The organism is Parabacteroides chinchillae (genome assembly GCF_900108035.1).
Classification (GTDB): Bacteria; Bacteroidota; Bacteroidia; order Bacteroidales; family Tannerellaceae; genus Parabacteroides; species Parabacteroides chinchillae.
Map to the genome: position 1 here is coordinate 1 of NZ_FNVS01000021.1, position 18,658 is coordinate 18,658.

The 18,658-nt window shown below is 39.4% G+C and carries 16 protein-coding genes, 2 tRNA genes and 1 other RNA gene; 10 read left to right on the forward strand and 9 right to left on the reverse strand.

The window, feature by feature from the left end:
• Window positions 1-418 precede the first annotated feature (418 nt).
• The 5 genes from C4S38_RS14020 to C4S38_RS14040 form a co-directional block, all read right to left on the reverse strand.
• A complete protein-coding gene (locus C4S38_RS14020; protein WP_103984216.1) occupies window positions 419-844 on the reverse strand; it encodes a D-Ala-D-Ala carboxypeptidase family metallohydrolase in 426 nt (141 codons plus the stop codon).
• A gap of 28 nt (window positions 845-872) precedes the next feature.
• Window positions 873-1,301: an HU family DNA-binding protein gene (locus tag C4S38_RS14025; RefSeq protein ID WP_103984217.1), complete on the reverse strand. Its 429-nt coding sequence runs from the start codon at window positions 1,299-1,301 to the stop codon at window positions 873-875.
• Window positions 1,302-1,651: 350 nt separating this feature from the next.
• Entirely contained in the window at window positions 1,652-2,551 is a 900-nt protein-coding gene (locus tag C4S38_RS14030) for a metallophosphoesterase family protein (RefSeq protein WP_103984218.1), read from the reverse strand.
• Between the two features lie 212 nt (window positions 2,552-2,763).
• On the reverse strand, window positions 2,764-3,624 hold the full coding sequence (locus tag C4S38_RS14035; protein WP_099464115.1) for a sigma-70 family RNA polymerase sigma factor: 861 nt from the start codon (window positions 3,622-3,624) through the stop codon (window positions 2,764-2,766).
• Window positions 3,625-3,764: 140 nt separating this feature from the next.
• Window positions 3,765-5,306 carry a trypsin-like peptidase domain-containing protein gene (locus C4S38_RS14040; protein ID WP_103984219.1) on the reverse strand — a complete coding sequence of 514 codons (1,542 nt, stop codon included), beginning with the start codon at window positions 5,304-5,306 and terminating at the stop codon, window positions 3,765-3,767.
• Between the two features lie 383 nt (window positions 5,307-5,689).
• Here C4S38_RS14040 and rnpB point away from each other — a divergent pair.
• From rnpB to C4S38_RS14055, 3 genes are all read left to right on the forward strand, one after another.
• Window positions 5,690-6,049, forward strand: an RNA gene (gene rnpB / locus C4S38_RS14045) — RNase P RNA component class A.
• Between the two features lie 15 nt (window positions 6,050-6,064).
• The gene (locus C4S38_RS14050) at window positions 6,065-7,423 is read left to right on the forward strand and encodes a YihY/virulence factor BrkB family protein (protein WP_103984258.1); all 1,359 of its coding nucleotides are present in this window, start codon (window positions 6,065-6,067) and stop codon (window positions 7,421-7,423) included.
• A 10-nt stretch (window positions 7,424-7,433) separates the two neighbouring features.
• Entirely contained in the window at window positions 7,434-8,846 is a 1,413-nt protein-coding gene (locus tag C4S38_RS14055; RefSeq protein WP_234999412.1) for an MATE family efflux transporter, read from the forward strand.
• Between the two features lie 483 nt (window positions 8,847-9,329).
• Here the strand turns inward: C4S38_RS14055 and C4S38_RS14065 are convergent, their stop codons facing one another.
• The 4 genes from C4S38_RS14065 to C4S38_RS14085 form a co-directional block, all read right to left on the reverse strand.
• On the reverse strand, window positions 9,330-9,929 hold the full coding sequence (locus tag C4S38_RS14065; RefSeq protein WP_103984220.1) for a riboflavin synthase: 600 nt from the start codon (window positions 9,927-9,929) through the stop codon (window positions 9,330-9,332).
• A gap of 152 nt (window positions 9,930-10,081) precedes the next feature.
• Window positions 10,082-11,728 (reverse strand): diphosphate--fructose-6-phosphate 1-phosphotransferase, encoded by a 1,647-nt coding sequence (locus C4S38_RS14070; RefSeq protein WP_103984221.1) that lies wholly within the window; start codon window positions 11,726-11,728, stop codon window positions 10,082-10,084.
• 411 nt (window positions 11,729-12,139) lie between these two features.
• Window positions 12,140-12,213: transfer RNA gene (locus C4S38_RS14080), tRNA-Asp, on the reverse strand.
• 31 nt (window positions 12,214-12,244) lie between these two features.
• Window positions 12,245-12,318 (reverse strand) — tRNA-Asp (locus C4S38_RS14085).
• 297 nt (window positions 12,319-12,615) lie between these two features.
• On the opposite strand from C4S38_RS14085, the gene hisH reads away from it, so the two are divergent.
• The 7 genes from hisH to lysA all read left to right on the forward strand — a co-directional run bounded on the left by hisH (window position 12,616) and on the right by lysA (window position 18,654).
• Entirely contained in the window at window positions 12,616-13,206 is a 591-nt protein-coding gene (gene hisH / locus C4S38_RS14090) for an imidazole glycerol phosphate synthase subunit HisH (protein WP_103984223.1), read from the forward strand.
• A gap of 7 nt (window positions 13,207-13,213) precedes the next feature.
• On the forward strand, window positions 13,214-13,933 hold the full coding sequence (gene hisA / locus C4S38_RS14095) for a 1-(5-phosphoribosyl)-5-[(5-phosphoribosylamino)methylideneamino]imidazole-4-carboxamide isomerase (protein WP_103984224.1): 720 nt from the start codon (window positions 13,214-13,216) through the stop codon (window positions 13,931-13,933).
• A gap of 15 nt (window positions 13,934-13,948) precedes the next feature.
• A complete protein-coding gene (gene hisF, locus C4S38_RS14100; RefSeq protein WP_103984225.1) occupies window positions 13,949-14,704 on the forward strand; it encodes an imidazole glycerol phosphate synthase subunit HisF in 756 nt (251 codons plus the stop codon).
• Window positions 14,705-14,717: 13 nt separating this feature from the next.
• Complete coding sequence (gene hisIE, locus C4S38_RS14105) at window positions 14,718-15,314, forward strand: bifunctional phosphoribosyl-AMP cyclohydrolase/phosphoribosyl-ATP diphosphatase HisIE (RefSeq protein ID WP_103984226.1); 597 nt, start codon at window positions 14,718-14,720, stop codon at window positions 15,312-15,314.
• Window positions 15,315-15,322: 8 nt separating this feature from the next.
• Window positions 15,323-15,997 carry a cell division ATP-binding protein FtsE gene (locus C4S38_RS14110; RefSeq protein ID WP_099464126.1) on the forward strand — a complete coding sequence of 225 codons (675 nt, stop codon included), beginning with the start codon at window positions 15,323-15,325 and terminating at the stop codon, window positions 15,995-15,997.
• A 117-nt stretch (window positions 15,998-16,114) separates the two neighbouring features.
• Window positions 16,115-17,431 carry an aspartate kinase gene (locus C4S38_RS14115; RefSeq protein WP_103984227.1) on the forward strand — a complete coding sequence of 439 codons (1,317 nt, stop codon included), beginning with the start codon at window positions 16,115-16,117 and terminating at the stop codon, window positions 17,429-17,431.
• 65 nt (window positions 17,432-17,496) lie between these two features.
• Window positions 17,497-18,654 carry a diaminopimelate decarboxylase gene (gene lysA / locus C4S38_RS14120; protein ID WP_103984228.1) on the forward strand — a complete coding sequence of 386 codons (1,158 nt, stop codon included), beginning with the start codon at window positions 17,497-17,499 and terminating at the stop codon, window positions 18,652-18,654.
• Window positions 18,655-18,658 lie beyond the last annotated feature (4 nt).

The following is an 18,658-nucleotide window of genomic DNA, read 5'->3' on the forward strand; positions in this document are numbered from 1 at the left end:
AGTAATTGACGGTATTATTATTCTATAAAACAAACATCTAATGTCTGTATAATACTTGTACTACTTGTTGTATGTAAATCTTTCAAAGAACTCGTGCGCTTTCTTTCGATTGCGGGTGCAAAGGTAAGGACTATTTTGAAACTAACAAATATTTCAAAAGAAATTTTTGAAAAAAGTTTCCCGAACTTTTCAGGAGGTTGGACATTTTGCTTAGCCCGGCTAACCTCATCCCCTTCCTAAATTACCTTAAACCTATATTGTTATCAACCACTCTCGCTTGAATGCGGGGACAAAAGTAGTATTACCTTTTTTACTATCCAAACTTTTTAAGGGATTTTTTTAATGTTTTTATATACATATTACATGCAAATACTGGAAATGAGAAGATTAAATAACTTATTCAACATAAAGGATATTTTTATCGAATAATGATCTGCCGGCGATTTTCCCCATTTAATTTAAGCGATAAGTGCATAAAGCCTTTCAAGCGGTAAAAAATCACCTGATCAAAATTCAGTTTACTTTCTTTCAAGTCTTCCAATAACAGATTGCTTCCTAAAGTATAAATATCCACAGCTTCTCCCTTCCGGTGCTGGGAATCCCTTGCTCCTCTCACCCGACGGTTCAGCTCTTCACTCCGATAACCACTGCAAATCGGTATTGGCTTGCCATGGTATGCACGAAGTGGTTCCAGCAATTTGTCTACCAGATTCCGTATCCCTTTTACTGCATCTGGAGGAGGCGTATTATCCAATCCATTTTCTACAGCTACACGGCTATAGATAAATTCATCCATACAAAAATGTTCACTAATCCGGTCCGTACGTTTTCTATGTTGATTCATATCTTTATTTTTCGATTCAGTCAGACATTCATTCTACATGAGGGCGGTCGCACTCCTTTTCTTCGACTTCCGGGACAATTCTGGTATATTCAAGCGCGTTTTTCGTTTCACGTAATTCGCTGCCAGGCGTAAAGATCAGTTTCGGCTTGCGAAGCATTGTCTGATCAAAGTCCCTAACATCGGTTACACCATCACTACTCACAGACATGCGGAAATTGCCCAGTTCACCCAATTGCACGATACGCCCCTCCTGCAATTCCATATCCATTACAAAATTCAGATTATCCAAAACAGCTTTGACATCTGCACTCGAAACTGTACTACGGGCAGCAATCATCTTACATAGATGTTTCAAACCGGATATGCCATTGTTTATCGAAACAGCATAAAATTTTTTCTCCGAACCCCGAACACCCGGCCTGGACGGGCGTTGCACTAACTTAAATCCTTGCGCCATATTTTTTAATTATAAAAAGGTGTATGTGTTCCCTATTGAACACGACACAAAGGTAGGATGATCCAGAACCTCCACATTGGGGTACTTTTCAGCACATTAATCTATAAGTCAATATATTATTTCCCAGAACCATTTCAAACACCAAACTATCGGCACATAACAGATTTCCCTGTTTTTATTACATATTCATACTATTTTTACCGGATATATGTTCCTTCGTAGCGTCCAGACCTCATGGCCAACCCTATGGTATTATCTCACCAAGATCATAAAAGTCGTTCCCTACAAAAATAAACAGACTCATAGTTATGATTTTGGAAAGTTATAACTATAAGTTGAAAAAATCATAACTATGAATTTCTAGCCATTACCTTATCTTCGCAATTATAAAAACCGTCCAGGTAAATATTTAAATTTTTATCTATTTCCACCACTGCAAAACTATTATTATCGGGCAAACTGCCTTCTATCATTCCTTTCATTGTAAAATAATGAATACCTTCTTTAAAGCTATAATGGCCATAATGATGATGTCCCTGAAAAACAGCTATTACTTTCCGGCTTTGTTCAAGTACATCCACTATCTCATCCGCATTACTAACACAAACATCTTTTGATATATCCGAAAAGGCATCCAATAATTGATGTACAAACACGACGACAGGATATTTACTTTCCTCCAGTTCTTTTTTCAACCAGATTTTCTGGCCGGCCGGAATCATTGCTTTTGTCCAAACAAAATTACCACAGTCATAATCGGAACCGTCTTCATTAAAGTTTGCATCGAGGACAATAAACTTAACACCTTGCCGGATAAATGAGTAGAATGTTTTCCCTTGCGCTTTTCCATCATTTCTCGTATGTTCCAAATAGTCCTGCTTGGAGATACTATCCATATCATGATTACCCAATACATGATATACCGGTTTATTAAATGTACGCAAGGTTGTTTCTATTTCGTCCAGAAAAGACAATGTCTGCACCCTGTCTGGAAGTATAGCCTGATCCTTCAAATCTCCCAATTCAATTAAAAAGTCAAGTTTTTCATTATTAAAAACATGTATTGCTTCTTCCAGTTTTTGTTTGGATTGTTCATAAAAGCGCGTTTCCCACTTTTCCTTATGGGCAAAATGCAAATCCGTGATCAATCCAAAGCGCACCTTTTCATTTTCTTCAGGCAAATGAAACCCTGAACATGCCAACACAGCCATTCCCCCACACGACTTCTTAAAAAACATTCTCCGATTCATAATATAATCTTCTATTTAAGGAAACAAAAAAAATGACTATCTGCCACCCCGTCTTCAAAAATAACAACATAATAAATATATAGCAAAAATAGACACATTCGGATGAAAACAAAATTCCTTTCGGGAGAAATTAAAATTTCTCCCGAAAGGAATTAAAAAAGCTCCATTTCCCGAAAGGAATATGGAGCCTAGTTCACCTCATCAACGGGGGGTTAACCTAAATACGATTTGAGGAGCTTGCTACGCGTTCCTTGTCTTAATCTTCTTATTGCTTTTTCCTTGATCTGGCGGACACGCTCTCTTGTGAGGCCAAATTTGTCGCCAATCTCTTCCAATGTCATTTCCTGACAACCAATACCGAAAAACATTTTGATAATCTCACATTCTCTTTCGGTCAATGTAGCAAGTGCTCTATCAATTTCTTTAGCCAATGATTCGTTCATCAACGACCGGTCAGCAATCGGAGCATCATCGTTCACAAGAACATCCAAGAGGCTATTATCTTCGCCTTCTACGAACGGGGCATCAACCGAGATATGGCGTCCGGATACTTTCAAAGTATCAGAAATCTTATCTACGGGAATATCCAATTCTTCTGCAAGTTCTTCCGGCGACGGTCTGCGTTCGTTTTCTTGTTCGAACTTAGAAAAAGCTTTACTGATTTTATTCAGTGAGCCTACCTGGTTCAAAGGAAGACGTACAATTCTTGACTGTTCTGCCAAAGCCTGCAAAATAGACTGACGAATCCACCAAACAGCATACGAAATAAACTTGAATCCTCTGGTTTCATCAAATTTCTCAGCAGCTTTTATCAATCCCAGGTTACCTTCATTAATAAGGTCGGGCAAACTTAGCCCCTGGTTCTGATATTGTTTAGCTACAGAAACGACGAAACGCAAATTAGCCCGAGTTAATTTCTCCAGCGCTCTTCGGTCTCCTCTTTTAATTGCCTGTGCCAATTCTACTTCTTCTTCAACTGTGATAAGATCCTCACGACCAATTTCTTGAAGATATTTATCCAGCGAAGCACTTTCGCGATTGGTAATGGACTTTGTAATCTTTAACTGTCTCATCCAATTGTTTTAATTGAGAATACGGGGTGCAAAGATAATAATATTTTATTGAAAGAATTGGCCGAATGCACCCCACATTCAGCCAATTATAAACCTTTAACAATCTTTTTACACCTATAAGACTAACTTATTTGTTTATCTTATTCGGCCAGATCTATAGCATAGTACTTCGTACGTCCGTTCGGATAGAAACCTTTTATAAACAATCCCTGATCTTCGGAACGTCCCTGAAGTATGCTTTCCACAATCTTTTCCAAGTCTTCCGGGGTAGATATCTGTTGGTTATTGACAATCATGATAATGAAGCCTTTCTTAATTCCGGCATCCTGCAATTTACCCTTGGTCAGTCCTGTAACTTCTATACCATAACTAACACCCAACTGCAGTTTTTGTTTATCCGTCAAAACTTTAAAAGCTGCGCCCAGGACTTCGGTACTGTCACCACCTTTGATAATCTGCGTACCACCTTGCATATTGCGAAGTTCAACCGTAAACATCTTTACCGTGCCATTGCGATCCACCTGAATCTCCACCTTATCGCCCGGACGGTATTTACTGATCTGTTCCTGCAATACATTAGCAGATTTCACTTTTGTACCATTTACTGCAATAATCACGTCACCAATTTCTATACCGGCTTCTTTAGCAGAACTGCGTTCTCCAAAACCCGCAATATAAACACCTTCCGACACTTTAGTCTTCGACTTCATTGCTTCAAGTTCACTCTTACTTTTCGCATCCAGATTCGGCATACTCAAGCGCTCGGAAATATCGGATACGCTCAGGATATTAACTCCTAACATAGCTCGTTGCACAGTTCCAAACTGCTTCAAGTCGCTTGCTACTTTACTGGCAATACTGATAGGCACGGCAAATGAATATCCTGCAAAATTTCCTGTATGAGAATAAATAGCAGTATTGATACCAACCAGTTCTCCTTTTGTATTAACCAAAGCACCACCACTATTACCCGGATTTACTGCTGCATCTGTCTGAATAAATGATTCGATCTTGCTTCCGCCACCCATTGAAAGACCGCGGCCTTTTGCACTCACAATACCGGCAGTTACCGTAGAAGTCAAGTTAAATGGATTACCGACAGCCAATACCCATTCGCCTACTTTCAATTTTTCAGAATCACCGAATGGTATAATAGACAAGTCTTTTGCATCAATTTTTAATAAAGCAATGTCTGTAGACGGATCGGCACCAATTACTTTGGCTGCAAACTTACGGTTGTCGTTTAGCGTCACTTCCAATTCATCTGCTCCTTCAATCACATGGTTATTCGTTATAATATATCCGTCTGTCGAGATAACCACACCCGAACCCGAACCAACACGCGGTTGTGGTTGCGGACGCTGAAACCCTCGGTTACCGAAGAAAAATTCAAAAGGATCAACATATTGTCCGCCTCCATCCGGTTCTTTCGCATTGGCAACAGCCTTAATATGGACTACGCCATGAACCGTGTTTTCGGCAGCTTTTGTAAAATCTGTATTTTCAGCAGCGACAGAGTTGTAATTTGCCAGTCGAAGGGGTTGCTTAAACGTGTTCTCCACTCCGGTAGCAAAAACGGGCTGTTCACTCTTCATCATGTAAGCGCTCGTTCCTATTGCAGCTCCCGAGCTTATTGCAGCCACGAGAACAACTCCAAGCATATTCTTCCACATTTTTTTCATATTTCTATTATTTAATTAAACACTTAAATTTAACAGTTTCTTTGTGACAAATTAAACTCAAAAAACGTGCAGATATTCCATTACACAATGTTTTTTTATCACTTTTAACGGCGCTAATCCGTTGCTTAACTGCGCTTAACAGTACTGTGTATTACAAAGTACCTTTTTAACAATCTTAAATCTGCCAAATGGTCATACATTTATTATTATAACAGACAGGGCAACGAAAAGTTGGCAGTAAATGGAAGCATGCTCCATTTCTTACGAATACCGCAACACAAGTTGTATATCAAAGGATTAAAGTTACTAATCAAAGACTATACAAAATAATTGTCTGGCGTCTGCAGCCAACTGTCAACTAAATTCCATATCTTTGTAGTATTGCAGTCTGCCGGTCTGTCGCTCATCTTCAAGATGGGAGGAAAGTCCGGGCAACACAGAGCACCATACTTCTTAACGGGAAGTTGTCTGTAAAGGCAAAGTAATGTAACAGAAAATAACCGCCGGATCCGTCCGGCAAGGGTGAAAAGGTGAGGTAAAAGCTCACCGGGTTCCGTAGTAATACAGAATGCCGTACATCTTATGGGTTGTAAGGTCATGTATACCGGCGCATGTAGGATTGCTCGTCCGATGCCGGGGGGTAGACCGCTAAAGCTTGCCGGTGACGGTAAGACGAGATAAATGGCAGACGCTTCCGCCAATTGGCAGAAGTACAGAACCCGGCTTACAGGCAGGCTGCATCTTTTAATATTTTCTTTATGAAAACATCTGATAAAAAGCCTATTGGAGAACGAATCCAGATATTGCTAACACGCACGATTCGTTTTGTCACTTACGATATCTGGCGGATTACCGAGAATGAAGTAAGCGGCCTGAAAGAGCTTTATATCAACACGATCAAAACCATTATTCTTGCCATTCGCGGATTCCTGAATGAAAATCTGCAAACAAAAGCATCCGCACTTACGTATAGTACACTTCTTTCTATTGTTCCATTGCTGGCAGTATTACTAGGTGTTGCCAAAGGCTTCGGATTTCAGGGTACGGTACGGGAAGAATTAATAGATTATTTTCCGGGGCATGAAACAGAATTAAACAAAGCATTCGAATTTGTAGAAAGTTATCTGGATCAGGCACAGGGCGGAATTATTATAGGCATCGGTTTTATTCTATTACTGTACACGGTTATCAACCTGATTTCTTCCATAGAAGACACCTTCAATGATATCTGGCAGATACAAAAATCACGTCCCTGGTATCGTAAAATATCCGATTATCTGGCCCTGTTTATCATTTTACCGGTATTAATGATGACCTCAAGCGGCCTTTCGCTATTTGTATCAACACTACAGAATTCTTTCCTGAGCAAGTATTTATTTTTCACGCCGCTAATGGAAATTATCCTGAATATAGCACCTTACCTTATCACAACATTAACGTTCACGGCATTATACATTTCACTTCCCAACACGAAAGTACGGTTCGTAAACGGATTGATTGCCGGATTCATCGCGGGTTGCGCTTTTCAGTTTTTCCAATTCATATATATAAGCGGACAGATCTGGGTCAGCAAATATAATGCGATCTATGGTAGTTTTGCGGCCTTACCCTTATTATTATTATGGTTGCAACTTTCATGGCTGATTTGCTTATTCGGAGCCGAATTAACTTATGCATCACAGAATGTGAAGAAATTCAGCTTTGAAAGAGACAGTAAAAATATCAGTCGCCGCTATAAAGACTTCCTCACCCTGCTTATAGCTTCACTTATTACCAAGCGGTTTGTGAAAGGAGAAAAGCCTTACACTGCTGATGAAATATCCGATGCTTACCGAATCCCTATCCGGTTAACGACACAAATATTATACCTCCTGACGGAGCTAAATATTATCATCGAAGTAAATTATGGTGACGATGACCGCGTAGCTTACTATCAGCCGGCAATTGATGTCAACAAGATTTCCGTAAGCTACCTGCTAACAAAAATGGATGAATACGGTTCGGAAAACTTCAAAATAGACACATCCTGTTTATTCAGTAAAGAATGGAAAACCCTTTTAAAGACAAGGGAAGATATGATAAAAGCAAACGACAACATTCTGCTTAAAGACCTATAAACCGCTAAGAGTGGAAAATGAACAACTGACAGTTAAAGCAAAAAACAAGAATGACCTGACGCGCGGTCCTGTATGGAAAGTCATCCTAGGTTTTGCATTGCCGTTACTCATAGGTAATTTATTACAACAACTGTACAACATAACCGACAGCATCATTGTAGGCCGTTTTCTGGGAAAAGAAGCGCTGGCAGCTGTTTCGGCCTCATTCTTCATATATTACTTTATCATATCTTTTGTAATAGGAATAGGCAGTGGGACATCAGTCGTTGTGTCGCAATTTTTCGGTGCCAAAGAATATGGTAAAGTACAACGTGCTTTTTCTTCTTTCTTTATTTTCATGCTTGTTGCCGGCATATTACTGTCTATTACCGGAATGATTTTTGCAGAACCCGTATTCAGAATCACCAAAACACCCGAAGAGGTCATACCACAGGCTGTTGTCTATTTCCGCATTTATATAGGAGGAACTTTCCTGTTTGTAACTTTCAATAGTATTATTTCCATACTCCGGGGCGTAGGAGAATCTTTCCGTCCCATGCTGTTCATCTTACTTTCGACCCTACTGAATATAGCATTAGACCTGCTTTTTATTATCGGCTTCGGCTGGGGAATAGAAGGTGCTGCCCGGGCAACTGTTATCTCGCAAGGAATAGGCATGTGCGCCGCCCTAATCTATGTTAACAACCAACATCCGTTGCTTTCCATAAAAAAACAAGATTTATTGTTCGACGGTGCCTTGTTCAAAAAAGGCCTTAAGATAGGTCTGCCTACCAGCATACAACAATGCGCCATAGCTCTCGGCCTTATTGCCTTGCTGGGTATTGTGAACAGTTTCGGCACGGATACGCTTACAGCCTATGGTGCAGCAGGCAAAATAGACACCATAATTACCCAGGCCATACTAACCCTATCGGGAGCTCTGGCAGCTTTTTGCGGACAAAATATCGGAGCCGGACGATTAGACCGTGTCCAGAAGGGGGTACGTTTTTCGATGCTGATAAATGTAGTATTCAGTCTAGCTGTTTTTGCTTCCATCTTCTTCTTCGGCGATACGATGATGCTTGCATTTACAAATGATCCTGCAGTTATTGACATAGGAAAAGAATACCTGCTGATTGTAGGCGCCTTTTTTATCGTACACGGAATGCTCAACATATTTAACGGAACTTTGCGGGGAGCCGGAGATACAGTCTTTCCGATGGCCGTAGGCATTGTATGCCTGTGGCTTATTCGTATTCCACTAGCCTACTGGTTAAGTTCCATATTAGGAAGAAGCGGAATATGGTGGGCTATTTCTTTCAGTATCACAACAGGTACAATTATTACCTATATTTATTACAAAACCGGACGATGGAAAAGTAAGAACATCACAAATAAGACATCAATTCCCGAAAAAAATGATTTAGGAAATAGTAGTATTTAAGAATATGCTTTCTTCTGTTATCTTTTCTGCATTATTGAGAAAAGAAATATTCCAAATTATCTACCTTTGTTTTTTATAAAGAGTGGCTATATCCAGAGTTCCGAAGGTTATGGCTATCGGAAGTGTGATTTGTAAATTCAGTAACCGACCGACAGGACAAAAATTACGGATAGGAAATATCATTATTGTGTTCCTGCCAGTTATTCGTTTCTCTTTACGGTCTTATCTGCTTAATTGTATTTATTCCGTATAGTATTGTACCGGTTACTTTGTGTTCTGCCTGCTGCTGGTTACCGTGATAACGGTAATGGTAGTTCCAACAATCTGGCATCCAACGGCAACTATTGGTCTTCTACTCTTAATGCGTCAGGTAAGTCTCCTAAACTGAACTTCAACAGTAGTAATGCCAATACGGGTGAGAACAACCTTGCGTACGGCTTCTCGGTCCGTTGTGTCCAAGCATTTACAGGCCACTCTTTTGATTCAATTCTTTATCATCTTGCTGATATACTTACCAACAATATCGAACTCAAGATTTACCACCGTACCTTTTTCTATCTGGCAGAAATTGGTATGATCATGGGTAAAAGGGATAATGGCAACCTGAAAACCATTCTCTTTTGAATTGCAAACAGTAAGGCTAACACCATTCACACACACAGAGCCTTTTTCTACTGTCAGATAACCTTGCTTGGCCATTTCTTTATCATAAGGATATTCAAAAGTATAATACCAACTGCCATTTGCGTCTTCCACATTAGTACAAACAGCTGTCTGATCCACATGTCCCTGTACAATGTGACCATCTAAACGTCCATTCATCAACATACTTCTCTCTAAGTTCACCAATGATCCATGTTTTAATAAGCCCAGATTAGAACGTTCCAATGTCTCCCGCATTGCTGTCGTAGTAAATGTATTTCCTTCTTTACGAACCACTGTCAGGCATACTCCATTATGCGCTACGCTTTGGTCTATTTTCAATTCATCGACAAAAGAGCATTCCATTGTAATATGTATATTATCCTTATCATGCTCAATGTTAACCACCCGCGCTGTTTCTTCTATTATTCCTGAAAACATACGAATATTGTTTTAATGTTTAACGGCAAAGATACGAATTTACTTATTAAAATCGTATACATTCAAACCAATCCGGGAATTAATATAAAAGACAAAAAGCCTCCTCTGAAAAAAGGAAGCTTTTTGTCTATTCTGTTATAATAAGAAAATTCTTACTTAGCCTGTTCCAGTTGCAAAGTCTTGGTAGGCTCGTCGCATACTTCAGTCGGACCGAAATACTGGATAGGACCCGGATAAACATAGCTGGTAGTCATAGCCCATTCATCACGGTTGGCTGCAAATTTCTTAAATGGAGCACCATCCAGTTTAACCAGAGCTTTCTGGATAACCGGTTTCATTTCGCCATGACGACGTTCCATATTCATCATCATAGTAACAGGAATACCACCGGCAATCCATTTGTCGGCCGGAGCAGTTGTGTTACGTACAGATGACATATAGCCTGTCTTACCCGAAGCAATCAAACAAGAAGCCGTATATCCCAAAGAATAACAGTAGTCGGCATCATAATTTGACGGAGCAGCGCAACGTCCTTCATAACCGAAAAAGTGATGTTGTGCAGCAAATTTACCCACATATTTACCTTCTGCTTTCCATTCAGCCAATTTCTTACCAACCATTTCGGACAGTAATTTTTCTGTTTCGATCAAAGAAACCTGAACATTTCCGTGCGGATCGCGATCCAAAGACAACTGACGGGCTACGCCTTCAGGAAGAGAAGCATACAGGTCTGAGTTTTCTTTTGTCAGCTTACTGATGATATATGCACGTTGTTCGCTTTTCTTAATCATCTTAAATTCTACATCGTTCTTAGCAAGGAAGTCATTCAATTCTGCAATCAAACGTTTCATAGCCGGAACAAATTCAATCAAGCCTTCAGGAATCAAAACCGTACCGAAGTTATTTCCCTCGGCAGCACGCTTTGCAACAATCTCTGCTATATAAGTCACGATATCATCCAGAGACATGTTCTTTTCTTCTACCTCTTCCGAAATAATACAGATATTCGGTTGAGTCTGTAAAGCACATTCCAATGCAATATGAGAAGCAGAACGTCCCATCAATTTAATAAAGTGCCAGTATTTCTGTGCAGAATTACAGTCACGTTGGATATTACCAATAACTTCAGAGTAAACTTTACAAGCAGTATCGAAGCCGAAAGACGTTTCGATCTGTTCGTTCTTCAGGTCGCCATCAATCGTTTTCGGACAACCAATTACTTGTACACCTGCATTGATAGCCTTATAATATTCGGCTAATACGCAAGCATTTGTATTTGAATCGTCGCCACCAATTATAACCAAAGCCTTAATGTCTAATTGTTTTAAGATCTCAAGACCTTTATCAAATTGTTCTGTCGTTTCCAATTTAGTACGGCCGGAACCAATCATATCAAATCCACCGGTATTACGATACTCATCAATAATATCGGCAGTAAGTTCCATATATTTGTGATCAATCAAACCGCCCGGGCCAAGAATAAAGCCATATAAGCGAGAAGTTGCGTTATGAGCTTTGATTCCGTCAAACAAACCGGCAATCACATTATGACCGCCAGGAGCCTGACCTCCGGAAAGGATCACACCCACATTCATAGCCGGCATTGCTTTCTTTTCATTACTTTTTTCGAAAGTAACGACAGGCATACCATACGTGTTAGGGAACAATTTCTTGATTTCTTCCTGATCGGCCACTGATTGAGTATACTCGCCATCTACAGCCTTAACAGCACTTTTCAAAGCAGCAGGTACCTTTGGTTGGTAAGCTGCTCTCGCGATTTGTAATGCACTCTTTGTCATTTCTTAATCTTATTTATTTAGAAATTATCTGATTCATTTTCAAAAGCGGTGCAAATATAGAATTTTTTCTTCAATTTCACATACAATCTGTTTGTCGATTTTAAGGAACATGCCCATACTAATGATTTTACAAAAAGATCGGGATGATTTTTAAAAATGATCCCGATCTTTTTATTATATTGTCTGTAAAAAAATCGACTATTAATTTTCACACTCAAAAAAACATTCGGATGAAACTTTAAAACCATTAATCTGTAATCCTGGTATTTTTTTCCGTAATTTATCTACAATACATATCCCTGGTTATTTCTTATGGCAGACAACCAGCAAAGAAAGGATAAGTAAGAAAAAAGAGACTGCCTAACTTTTTTGTTAAACAGTCTCTTTGCTTTAATTTGCTATTCGCTTTCGCGGTGCGTACGGGACTCGAACCCGTGACCCCATGCGTGACAGGCATGTATTCTAACCAACTGAACTAACGCACCAATTATAAAAAAGGAACTTCCAAATATTGTGCGGTGCGTACGGGACTCGAACCCGTGACCCCATGCGTGACAGGCATGTATTCTAACCAACTGAACTAACGCACCAATATGTTCCTAAAGACAACCCCCTCTCGATTGCGGTGCAAAGGTAAATATTATTTTCATATACACAATAGGCCAAGGAAATATTTTACAAACATTTTCTACACCTATGCTGAAAATCAATACAAAAAGACCTCAAATTCATTATAAAGATAAAATCAGCAAGACATAATCTTTAAACCACTATCCAAACAGGCAGTTTATTACAAATCAAACCCTTTTTGCAACTTTTCATCAACTATATATAATATGTTATGATAATTTGCTACTTTTGCATCTCAATATAAAAGCGTAACAAGAATGGATGTAGCCATTATTAAATATAATGCCGGAAATATTTACTCTGTAGACTACGCATTAAAGCGGCTAGGCATTACTCCCGTTATTACAGCTGATCCGGAAATTCTTTGCAAGGCTGATAAAGTTATCTTCCCGGGTGTTGGTGAAGCTTTCACTACAATGGAATATTTAAAGGAGCATAAACTTGACAGCTTAATCCGTAATCTAAAACAGCCGGTGCTTGGCATTTGCCTTGGCATGCAATTAATGTGCCGGCATTCGGAAGAAGGAAATGCCAATTGCCTAGGTATATTCGATACGGAAGTAAAACTATTCGCTCCCAGAAAGCATGAAGACAAAGTGCCTCACATGGGCTGGAATACACTTACCAATGTTAAAAGTAAATTATTTAACGCAGGATTGGAAAACAAATTTGTTTATTTTGTACATAGTTACTATGTGCCAATAAACAATTATACCGCTGCAACTACCGACTATATACTTCCTTTTAGTGCTGCATTGCACAAAGATAATTATTATGCAACACAGTTTCATCCGGAGAAAAGTGGTTCGGTTGGCGAAATTATTTTAAATAACTTCCTAAAATTGTAACAGCAATATGATAGAACTTATTCCTGCTATCGACCTGATTGACGGTAAATGTGTACGTCTGACTCAAGGAGATTATAGCACAAAAAAGATATATAACGAAGACCCGTTGGAGGTCGCTAAAATATTTGAAGATCACGGGATACGCCGTCTTCATGTAGTTGATCTTGATGGCGCCCGTGAAGGACGGATTATCAACTATCGTACTCTTGAACGAATTGCCAGCCGTACCTCTTTAATCATAGATTTCGGAGGAGGACTAAAACAAGAAGACGATCTGGAAATTGCTTTCGAAAGCGGTGCACAAATGGTTACAGGAGGAAGTATTGCTGTAAAAAAACCGGAAATTTTCACTTCATGGATTAAAAAATTCGGAAGCGAAAAGATTATTCTGGGAGCAGATGCAAAAGATAAAAAAATTGCAATTAGCGGATGGGAAGAAACTACTGATAAAGAATTGATTCCTTTTATACAAGATTATTATGATAAAGGAATCACAAAAGCCATCTGCACGGATATATGTAAAGATGGTATGCTACAAGGCCCTTCCATCGAACTTTATCAAGAGATCCGGGAAATGATACCTTTCATTTATATTATTGCAAGCGGAGGTGTTAGCTCTATTGAAGACATCGAAAAATTAATAGAGGCCAAAATCCCTGCTGTTATCTTTGGCAAAGCTATTTACGAAGGTAAAATCCAGTTGAAAGACTTGATTAAATTCACTTAATCATCGAAAGGATATATGCTTGCAAAAAGAATCGTACCATGCCTGGATATTAAAGACGGAAAAACAGTCAAAGGAATAAATTTCGTCAATTTCCGCGATGCCGGCGACCCTGTTGAACTGGGTGCCCAATACAGCCGTGCCGGAGCGGATGAGTTGGTATATCTAGACATCACAGCCTCGCATGAAGGGCGGAAAACTTTTACAGAACTGGTAAAAAAGGTAGCAGCAAACATCAGTATACCATTTACCGTGGGTGGAGGTATCAACGAAATGAAAGATGTAGACCGGTTATTAAGCGCCGGAGCCGACAAAGTATCTATAAATTCTGCCGCTTTACGCAATCCTGACCTTATAGAAGACATTGCAAAAAACTTCGGGAGCCAGGTGTGTGTAGTAGCTATTGATGCGAATTTTGAGAACGGAAACTGGATTTGCTATTTGAATGGTGGACGCATTGCAACTGATAAGAGTCTATTTGCTTGGGCTGCAGAAGCAGAAAGCCGCGGAGCCGGAGAAATTCTATTTACAAGCATGACACACGACGGTGTAAAAGACGGTTATGCCAATAAAGCGTTGGCTACATTAGCAGATTCTCTACATATCCCAATAATTGCATCCGGAGGTGCAGGAAAGAAAGAACATTTCCGCGATGCATTCACATCAGGAAAAGCAGATGCAGCATTGGCTGCAAGTGTATTCCATTTCGGCGAAATAAGTATTAGCGATTTAAAGCAATATCTTTTGAACGAAAAAATCAATGTAAGAATATAAACGATATAAGAAAATGAAATTAGATTTTGAAAAAATGGGCGGCCTGATTCCTGCTATTGTACAGGATGTTAACACAAACAAAGTATTGATGTTGGGCTTTATGAACGAAGAAGCTTACGAAGAAACAAAAGAAACAGGCAAAGTTACATTTTTCAGTCGCACCAAAAACCGCCTGTGGATGAAAGGCGAAACAAGCGGTAACACATTACAGGTTGTAAACATGATGGTGGATTGCGATAATGATACGATCCTGATTAAAGCTATTCCTGCCGGTCCTGTTTGCCATACAGGTGCTGATACTTGTTTCGGAGAAAAGAACATAGAAGACATTATGTTTCTGAAATACCTTCAAGACTTCATCGAACGCCGCCGTCAGGATATGCCGGAAGGTTCATATACAACCTCACTATTCCAAAAAGGTGTAAACCGCATGGCACAAAAAGTAGGTGAAGAAGCTGTAGAAACCGTTATCGAAGCAACAAACGGAACAGAAGATGGTTTTATATACGAAGCCGCCGACTTAGTTTATCATCTCATTGTATTGCTTACAAGCAAAGGACTTCGTCTGGAAGACCTTGCCCGTGAGCTAAAGAAAAGACATAAAGGCTAATAATAATTATGGAAGAAATTCTGCTCAAATTAGAAGGTATAGAAATATGCCGGGATGAAAATGTAATTTTGCATGATGCATCTTTTACGCTTCATAATGGAGAATTTGTATACGTTATCGGAAAAGTGGGATCAGGGAAAAGCAGCTTGCTAAAATCGCTGTATTGCGAAATTCCCATCATACACGGCGAAGCTTGGCTGATGAATTACAATCTTTGCAAAATGAAACGGAAAGACATCCCTTTCCTTCGCAGAAAACTGGGCATCGTCTTCCAGGATTTTCAACTGCTAACCGACCGTTCTGTCACAAAAAACCTGGAATTCGTACTGAAAGCAACCGGATGGAAAAAAAAGACAGAAATCAGTTCCCGTATTACAGAAGTGCTTACTCAGGTCGGTATGCAGGATAAAGGATATAAAATGCCACACGAATTATCCGGTGGCGAACAGCAGCGTATTGTTATAGCGCGCGCTTTACTAAATGATCCGAAGCTGATTTTAGCAGATGAACCAACAGGTAATCTGGATCCGGAAACCAGCGGACAAATAGTACAATTATTACACGATATTTGTCAAAAAGGAACAGCAGTAGTAATGACTACTCATAATTATACTTTAGTGCACAACTATCCGGCACGTATCGTAAAATGCGAGAATGCGTGCCTAAGTGATGTAGGAGAATAATTTTTTATTTACCTTTGCAACGTATTTACATACAGGAATATGTATTCTGTAATTATACATCCCGGATAAATCCGGTTTCGATAGAAAAGACGAACAATTTAATACAGTAAAAAGAAAATGAAAGTTTTAAAGTTTGGCGGTACTTCTGTGGGGTCAGCAGAAAGAATGAAAGATGTAGCAAAACTAATTTCAGGCGAACGTAATATCATTGTATTGTCTGCCATGTCAGGTACAACCAACTCATTGGTAGAAATCTCCGAATATCTGTATAAAAAGAATCCGGACGGAGCGAATGAAATTATCAACAGACTGGCTCAGAAATACTATGGACATATTGATGAATTCTATAGTACTGACGAATATAAGCAGAAAGCCAAAGAACTTATAAAATCACATTTCGATTATATCCGTACATTTACCAAGGATCTTTTTACTTTATTTGAAGAAAAAGTCGTATTAGCCCAAGGAGAACTTATGTCTACCGGAATGATGAATTTATACTTGAATGAACAAGGTATAAAATCCGTTTTAATTCCGGCGCTTGAATATATGCGCACAGACAAAAATGCGGAACCCGACCCTGTTTATATCAAAGAAAGGCTTCACAAGCTTCTGAGTAGCCATGAAGATGCAGACTTGTTCATTACACAAGGATATATTTGCCGCAATGCATATGGTGAAATCGATAACTTACAGCGCGGTGGCAGCGACTATAGCGCATCACTTATCGGCGCGGCCGTTAATGCGGAAGAAATCCAGATTTGGACTGACATAGATGGCATGCACAATAATGATCCGCGTTTTGTAAACGGAACATCACCTGTTCGCCACTTGCATTTTGAAGAAGCAGCAGAATTAGCATACTTCGGTGCAAAGATACTCCATCCTACTTGTATTTTACCGGCAAAATTGAATAATATACCAGTCCGTCTATTGAATACCATGCAACCCGATGCTCCGGGTACATTAATTTCCAACACAACGGAAAAAGGTAGAATTAAAGCTGTCGCCGCAAAAGACAATATCACTTCCATCAAGATTAAGAGCGGACGTATGTTGCTTGCTACAGGTTTTCTACGTAAAGTATTCGAAATATTCGAAAACTACCAAACTCCAATTGATATGATTACGACATCTGAAGTGGGTGTTTCTGTAACTATCGACAACCGTAAACATCTGGAAGAGATTGTTGACGACCTGAAGAAATACGGAACAGTAACAGTTGATGAAGAAATGGTCATTGTTTGTGTAGTTGGAGACTTAGAATGGGACAACGTAGGTTTTGAAGCTTGTATTGTTTACGCATTAAAAGACATACCGGTTCGTATGATTTCATACGGAGGAAGCAATTACAACGTTTCGCTCCTTATCAAATCGGCCGACAAAAAAAGAGCGCTGCAAGCATTAAGCGATCATTTATTCAATAACAAATAAATAACTTAAACAAGGGCAGCCTTTTCAGACTGCCCTTATTTATCTTTATATAATTTCTTACATATATGCTCAAAGGAACATTCCCTGTAGAAAAATTCAAGGCGATACAAACGCCATTTTATTATTACGATATCGAGTTGCTGAAAGAGACACTCTCAATAGTAACTACCGAAGCAGGCAAATATGGCTATCACGTTCATTACGCAGTAAAAGCCAATGCCAACCCTCGCATACTTTCCATTATATCCGAATTCGGATTAGGCGCAGACTGCGTTAGTGGCGGCGAAATAAAAGCTGCTCTTGAAGCGGGTTTTCCTGCTAACAAAATTGTATATGCCGGAGTCGGTAAAGCGGATTGGGAGATTAACTTAGGGCTGGATAACGATATTTTCTGTTTCAATGTCGAATCGGCTGCAGAACTGCAAATCATCAACGAATTGGCTATTGCTAAAAACAAGATCGCATCCATAGCCTTACGTATCAATCCGGAAGTAGATGCACATACGCATGCTAAGATCACCACAGGGATGAAAGAGAATAAATTCGGCATAAATCTGAGTCAACTAGGCCATGTATTAAGTGAGCTCGGTTCGTTGAAAAACATTAAACTAATCGGGATACATTGTCACATAGGTTCACAAATCACCGATATATCTGCATTTCGTGGTTTAGTAATTCGCGTAAATGAAATACAAGAAGAATTTGAAGCACGTGGTATTCAGATACCGAATTTAAACTTTGGAGGAGGTTTAGGGATCGATTACTACCATCCGAACCATTTACCTATTCCTGCTTTCGACAACTATTTTGCCGTGTTCAAAAAATTGCTTCAACTTCGTCCCGGGCAACAGGTTCATTTTGAACCCGGACGTTCTGTTGTTGCTAATTGCGGTACATTAATATCAAAAGTATTATATGTCAAAGAGGGGGAAACGAAAAAATTTGCAATTCTGGATGCTGGCTTTACAGAGCTTATCCGTCCGGCAATGTACGAAGCCTACCATCGCATAGAAAATATTTCCAGTGATGAAGAAGTAGAAATATACGATGTCGTTGGACCTATCTGTGAATCATCCGATGTATTCGGAAAAGATATAGAACTGAACAAAGCACATCGTGGAGACTTGATCGCTTTACGCTCTGCAGGAGCTTACGGTGAAGTCATGGCTTCTCAATATAACTGTCGACAATTACCAAAAGCATATTATTCAGATACATTATAGATAT

Excerpts from the sequence above, each read along its gene's own strand:
- C4S38_RS14020 (WP_103984216.1), bottom strand. The coding sequence starts at position 844 with ATGAATCAACATAGAAAACGTACGGACCGGATTAGTGAACATTTTTGT.
- C4S38_RS14025 (WP_103984217.1), bottom strand. The coding sequence starts at position 1,301 with ATGGCGCAAGGATTTAAGTTAGTGCAACGCCCGTCCAGGCCGGGTGTT.
- C4S38_RS14030 (WP_103984218.1), bottom strand. The coding sequence starts at position 2,551 with ATGAATCGGAGAATGTTTTTTAAGAAGTCGTGTGGGGGAATGGCTGTG.
- C4S38_RS14035 (WP_099464115.1), bottom strand. The coding sequence starts at position 3,624 with ATGAGACAGTTAAAGATTACAAAGTCCATTACCAATCGCGAAAGTGCT.
- C4S38_RS14040 (WP_103984219.1), bottom strand. The coding sequence starts at position 5,306 with ATGAAAAAAATGTGGAAGAATATGCTTGGAGTTGTTCTCGTGGCTGCA.
- C4S38_RS14050 (WP_103984258.1), top strand. The coding sequence starts at position 6,065 with ATGAAAACATCTGATAAAAAGCCTATTGGAGAACGAATCCAGATATTG.
- C4S38_RS14065 (WP_103984220.1), bottom strand. The coding sequence starts at position 9,929 with ATGTTTTCAGGAATAATAGAAGAAACAGCGCGGGTGGTTAACATTGAG.
- C4S38_RS14070 (WP_103984221.1), bottom strand. The coding sequence starts at position 11,728 with ATGACAAAGAGTGCATTACAAATCGCGAGAGCAGCTTACCAACCAAAG.
- hisH (WP_103984223.1), top strand. The coding sequence starts at position 12,616 with ATGGATGTAGCCATTATTAAATATAATGCCGGAAATATTTACTCTGTA.
- hisA (WP_103984224.1), top strand. The coding sequence starts at position 13,214 with ATGATAGAACTTATTCCTGCTATCGACCTGATTGACGGTAAATGTGTA.
- hisF (WP_103984225.1), top strand. The coding sequence starts at position 13,949 with ATGCTTGCAAAAAGAATCGTACCATGCCTGGATATTAAAGACGGAAAA.
- hisIE (WP_103984226.1), top strand. The coding sequence starts at position 14,718 with ATGAAATTAGATTTTGAAAAAATGGGCGGCCTGATTCCTGCTATTGTA.
- C4S38_RS14110 (WP_099464126.1), top strand. The coding sequence starts at position 15,323 with ATGGAAGAAATTCTGCTCAAATTAGAAGGTATAGAAATATGCCGGGAT.
- C4S38_RS14115 (WP_103984227.1), top strand. The coding sequence starts at position 16,115 with ATGAAAGTTTTAAAGTTTGGCGGTACTTCTGTGGGGTCAGCAGAAAGA.
- lysA (WP_103984228.1), top strand. The coding sequence starts at position 17,497 with ATGCTCAAAGGAACATTCCCTGTAGAAAAATTCAAGGCGATACAAACG.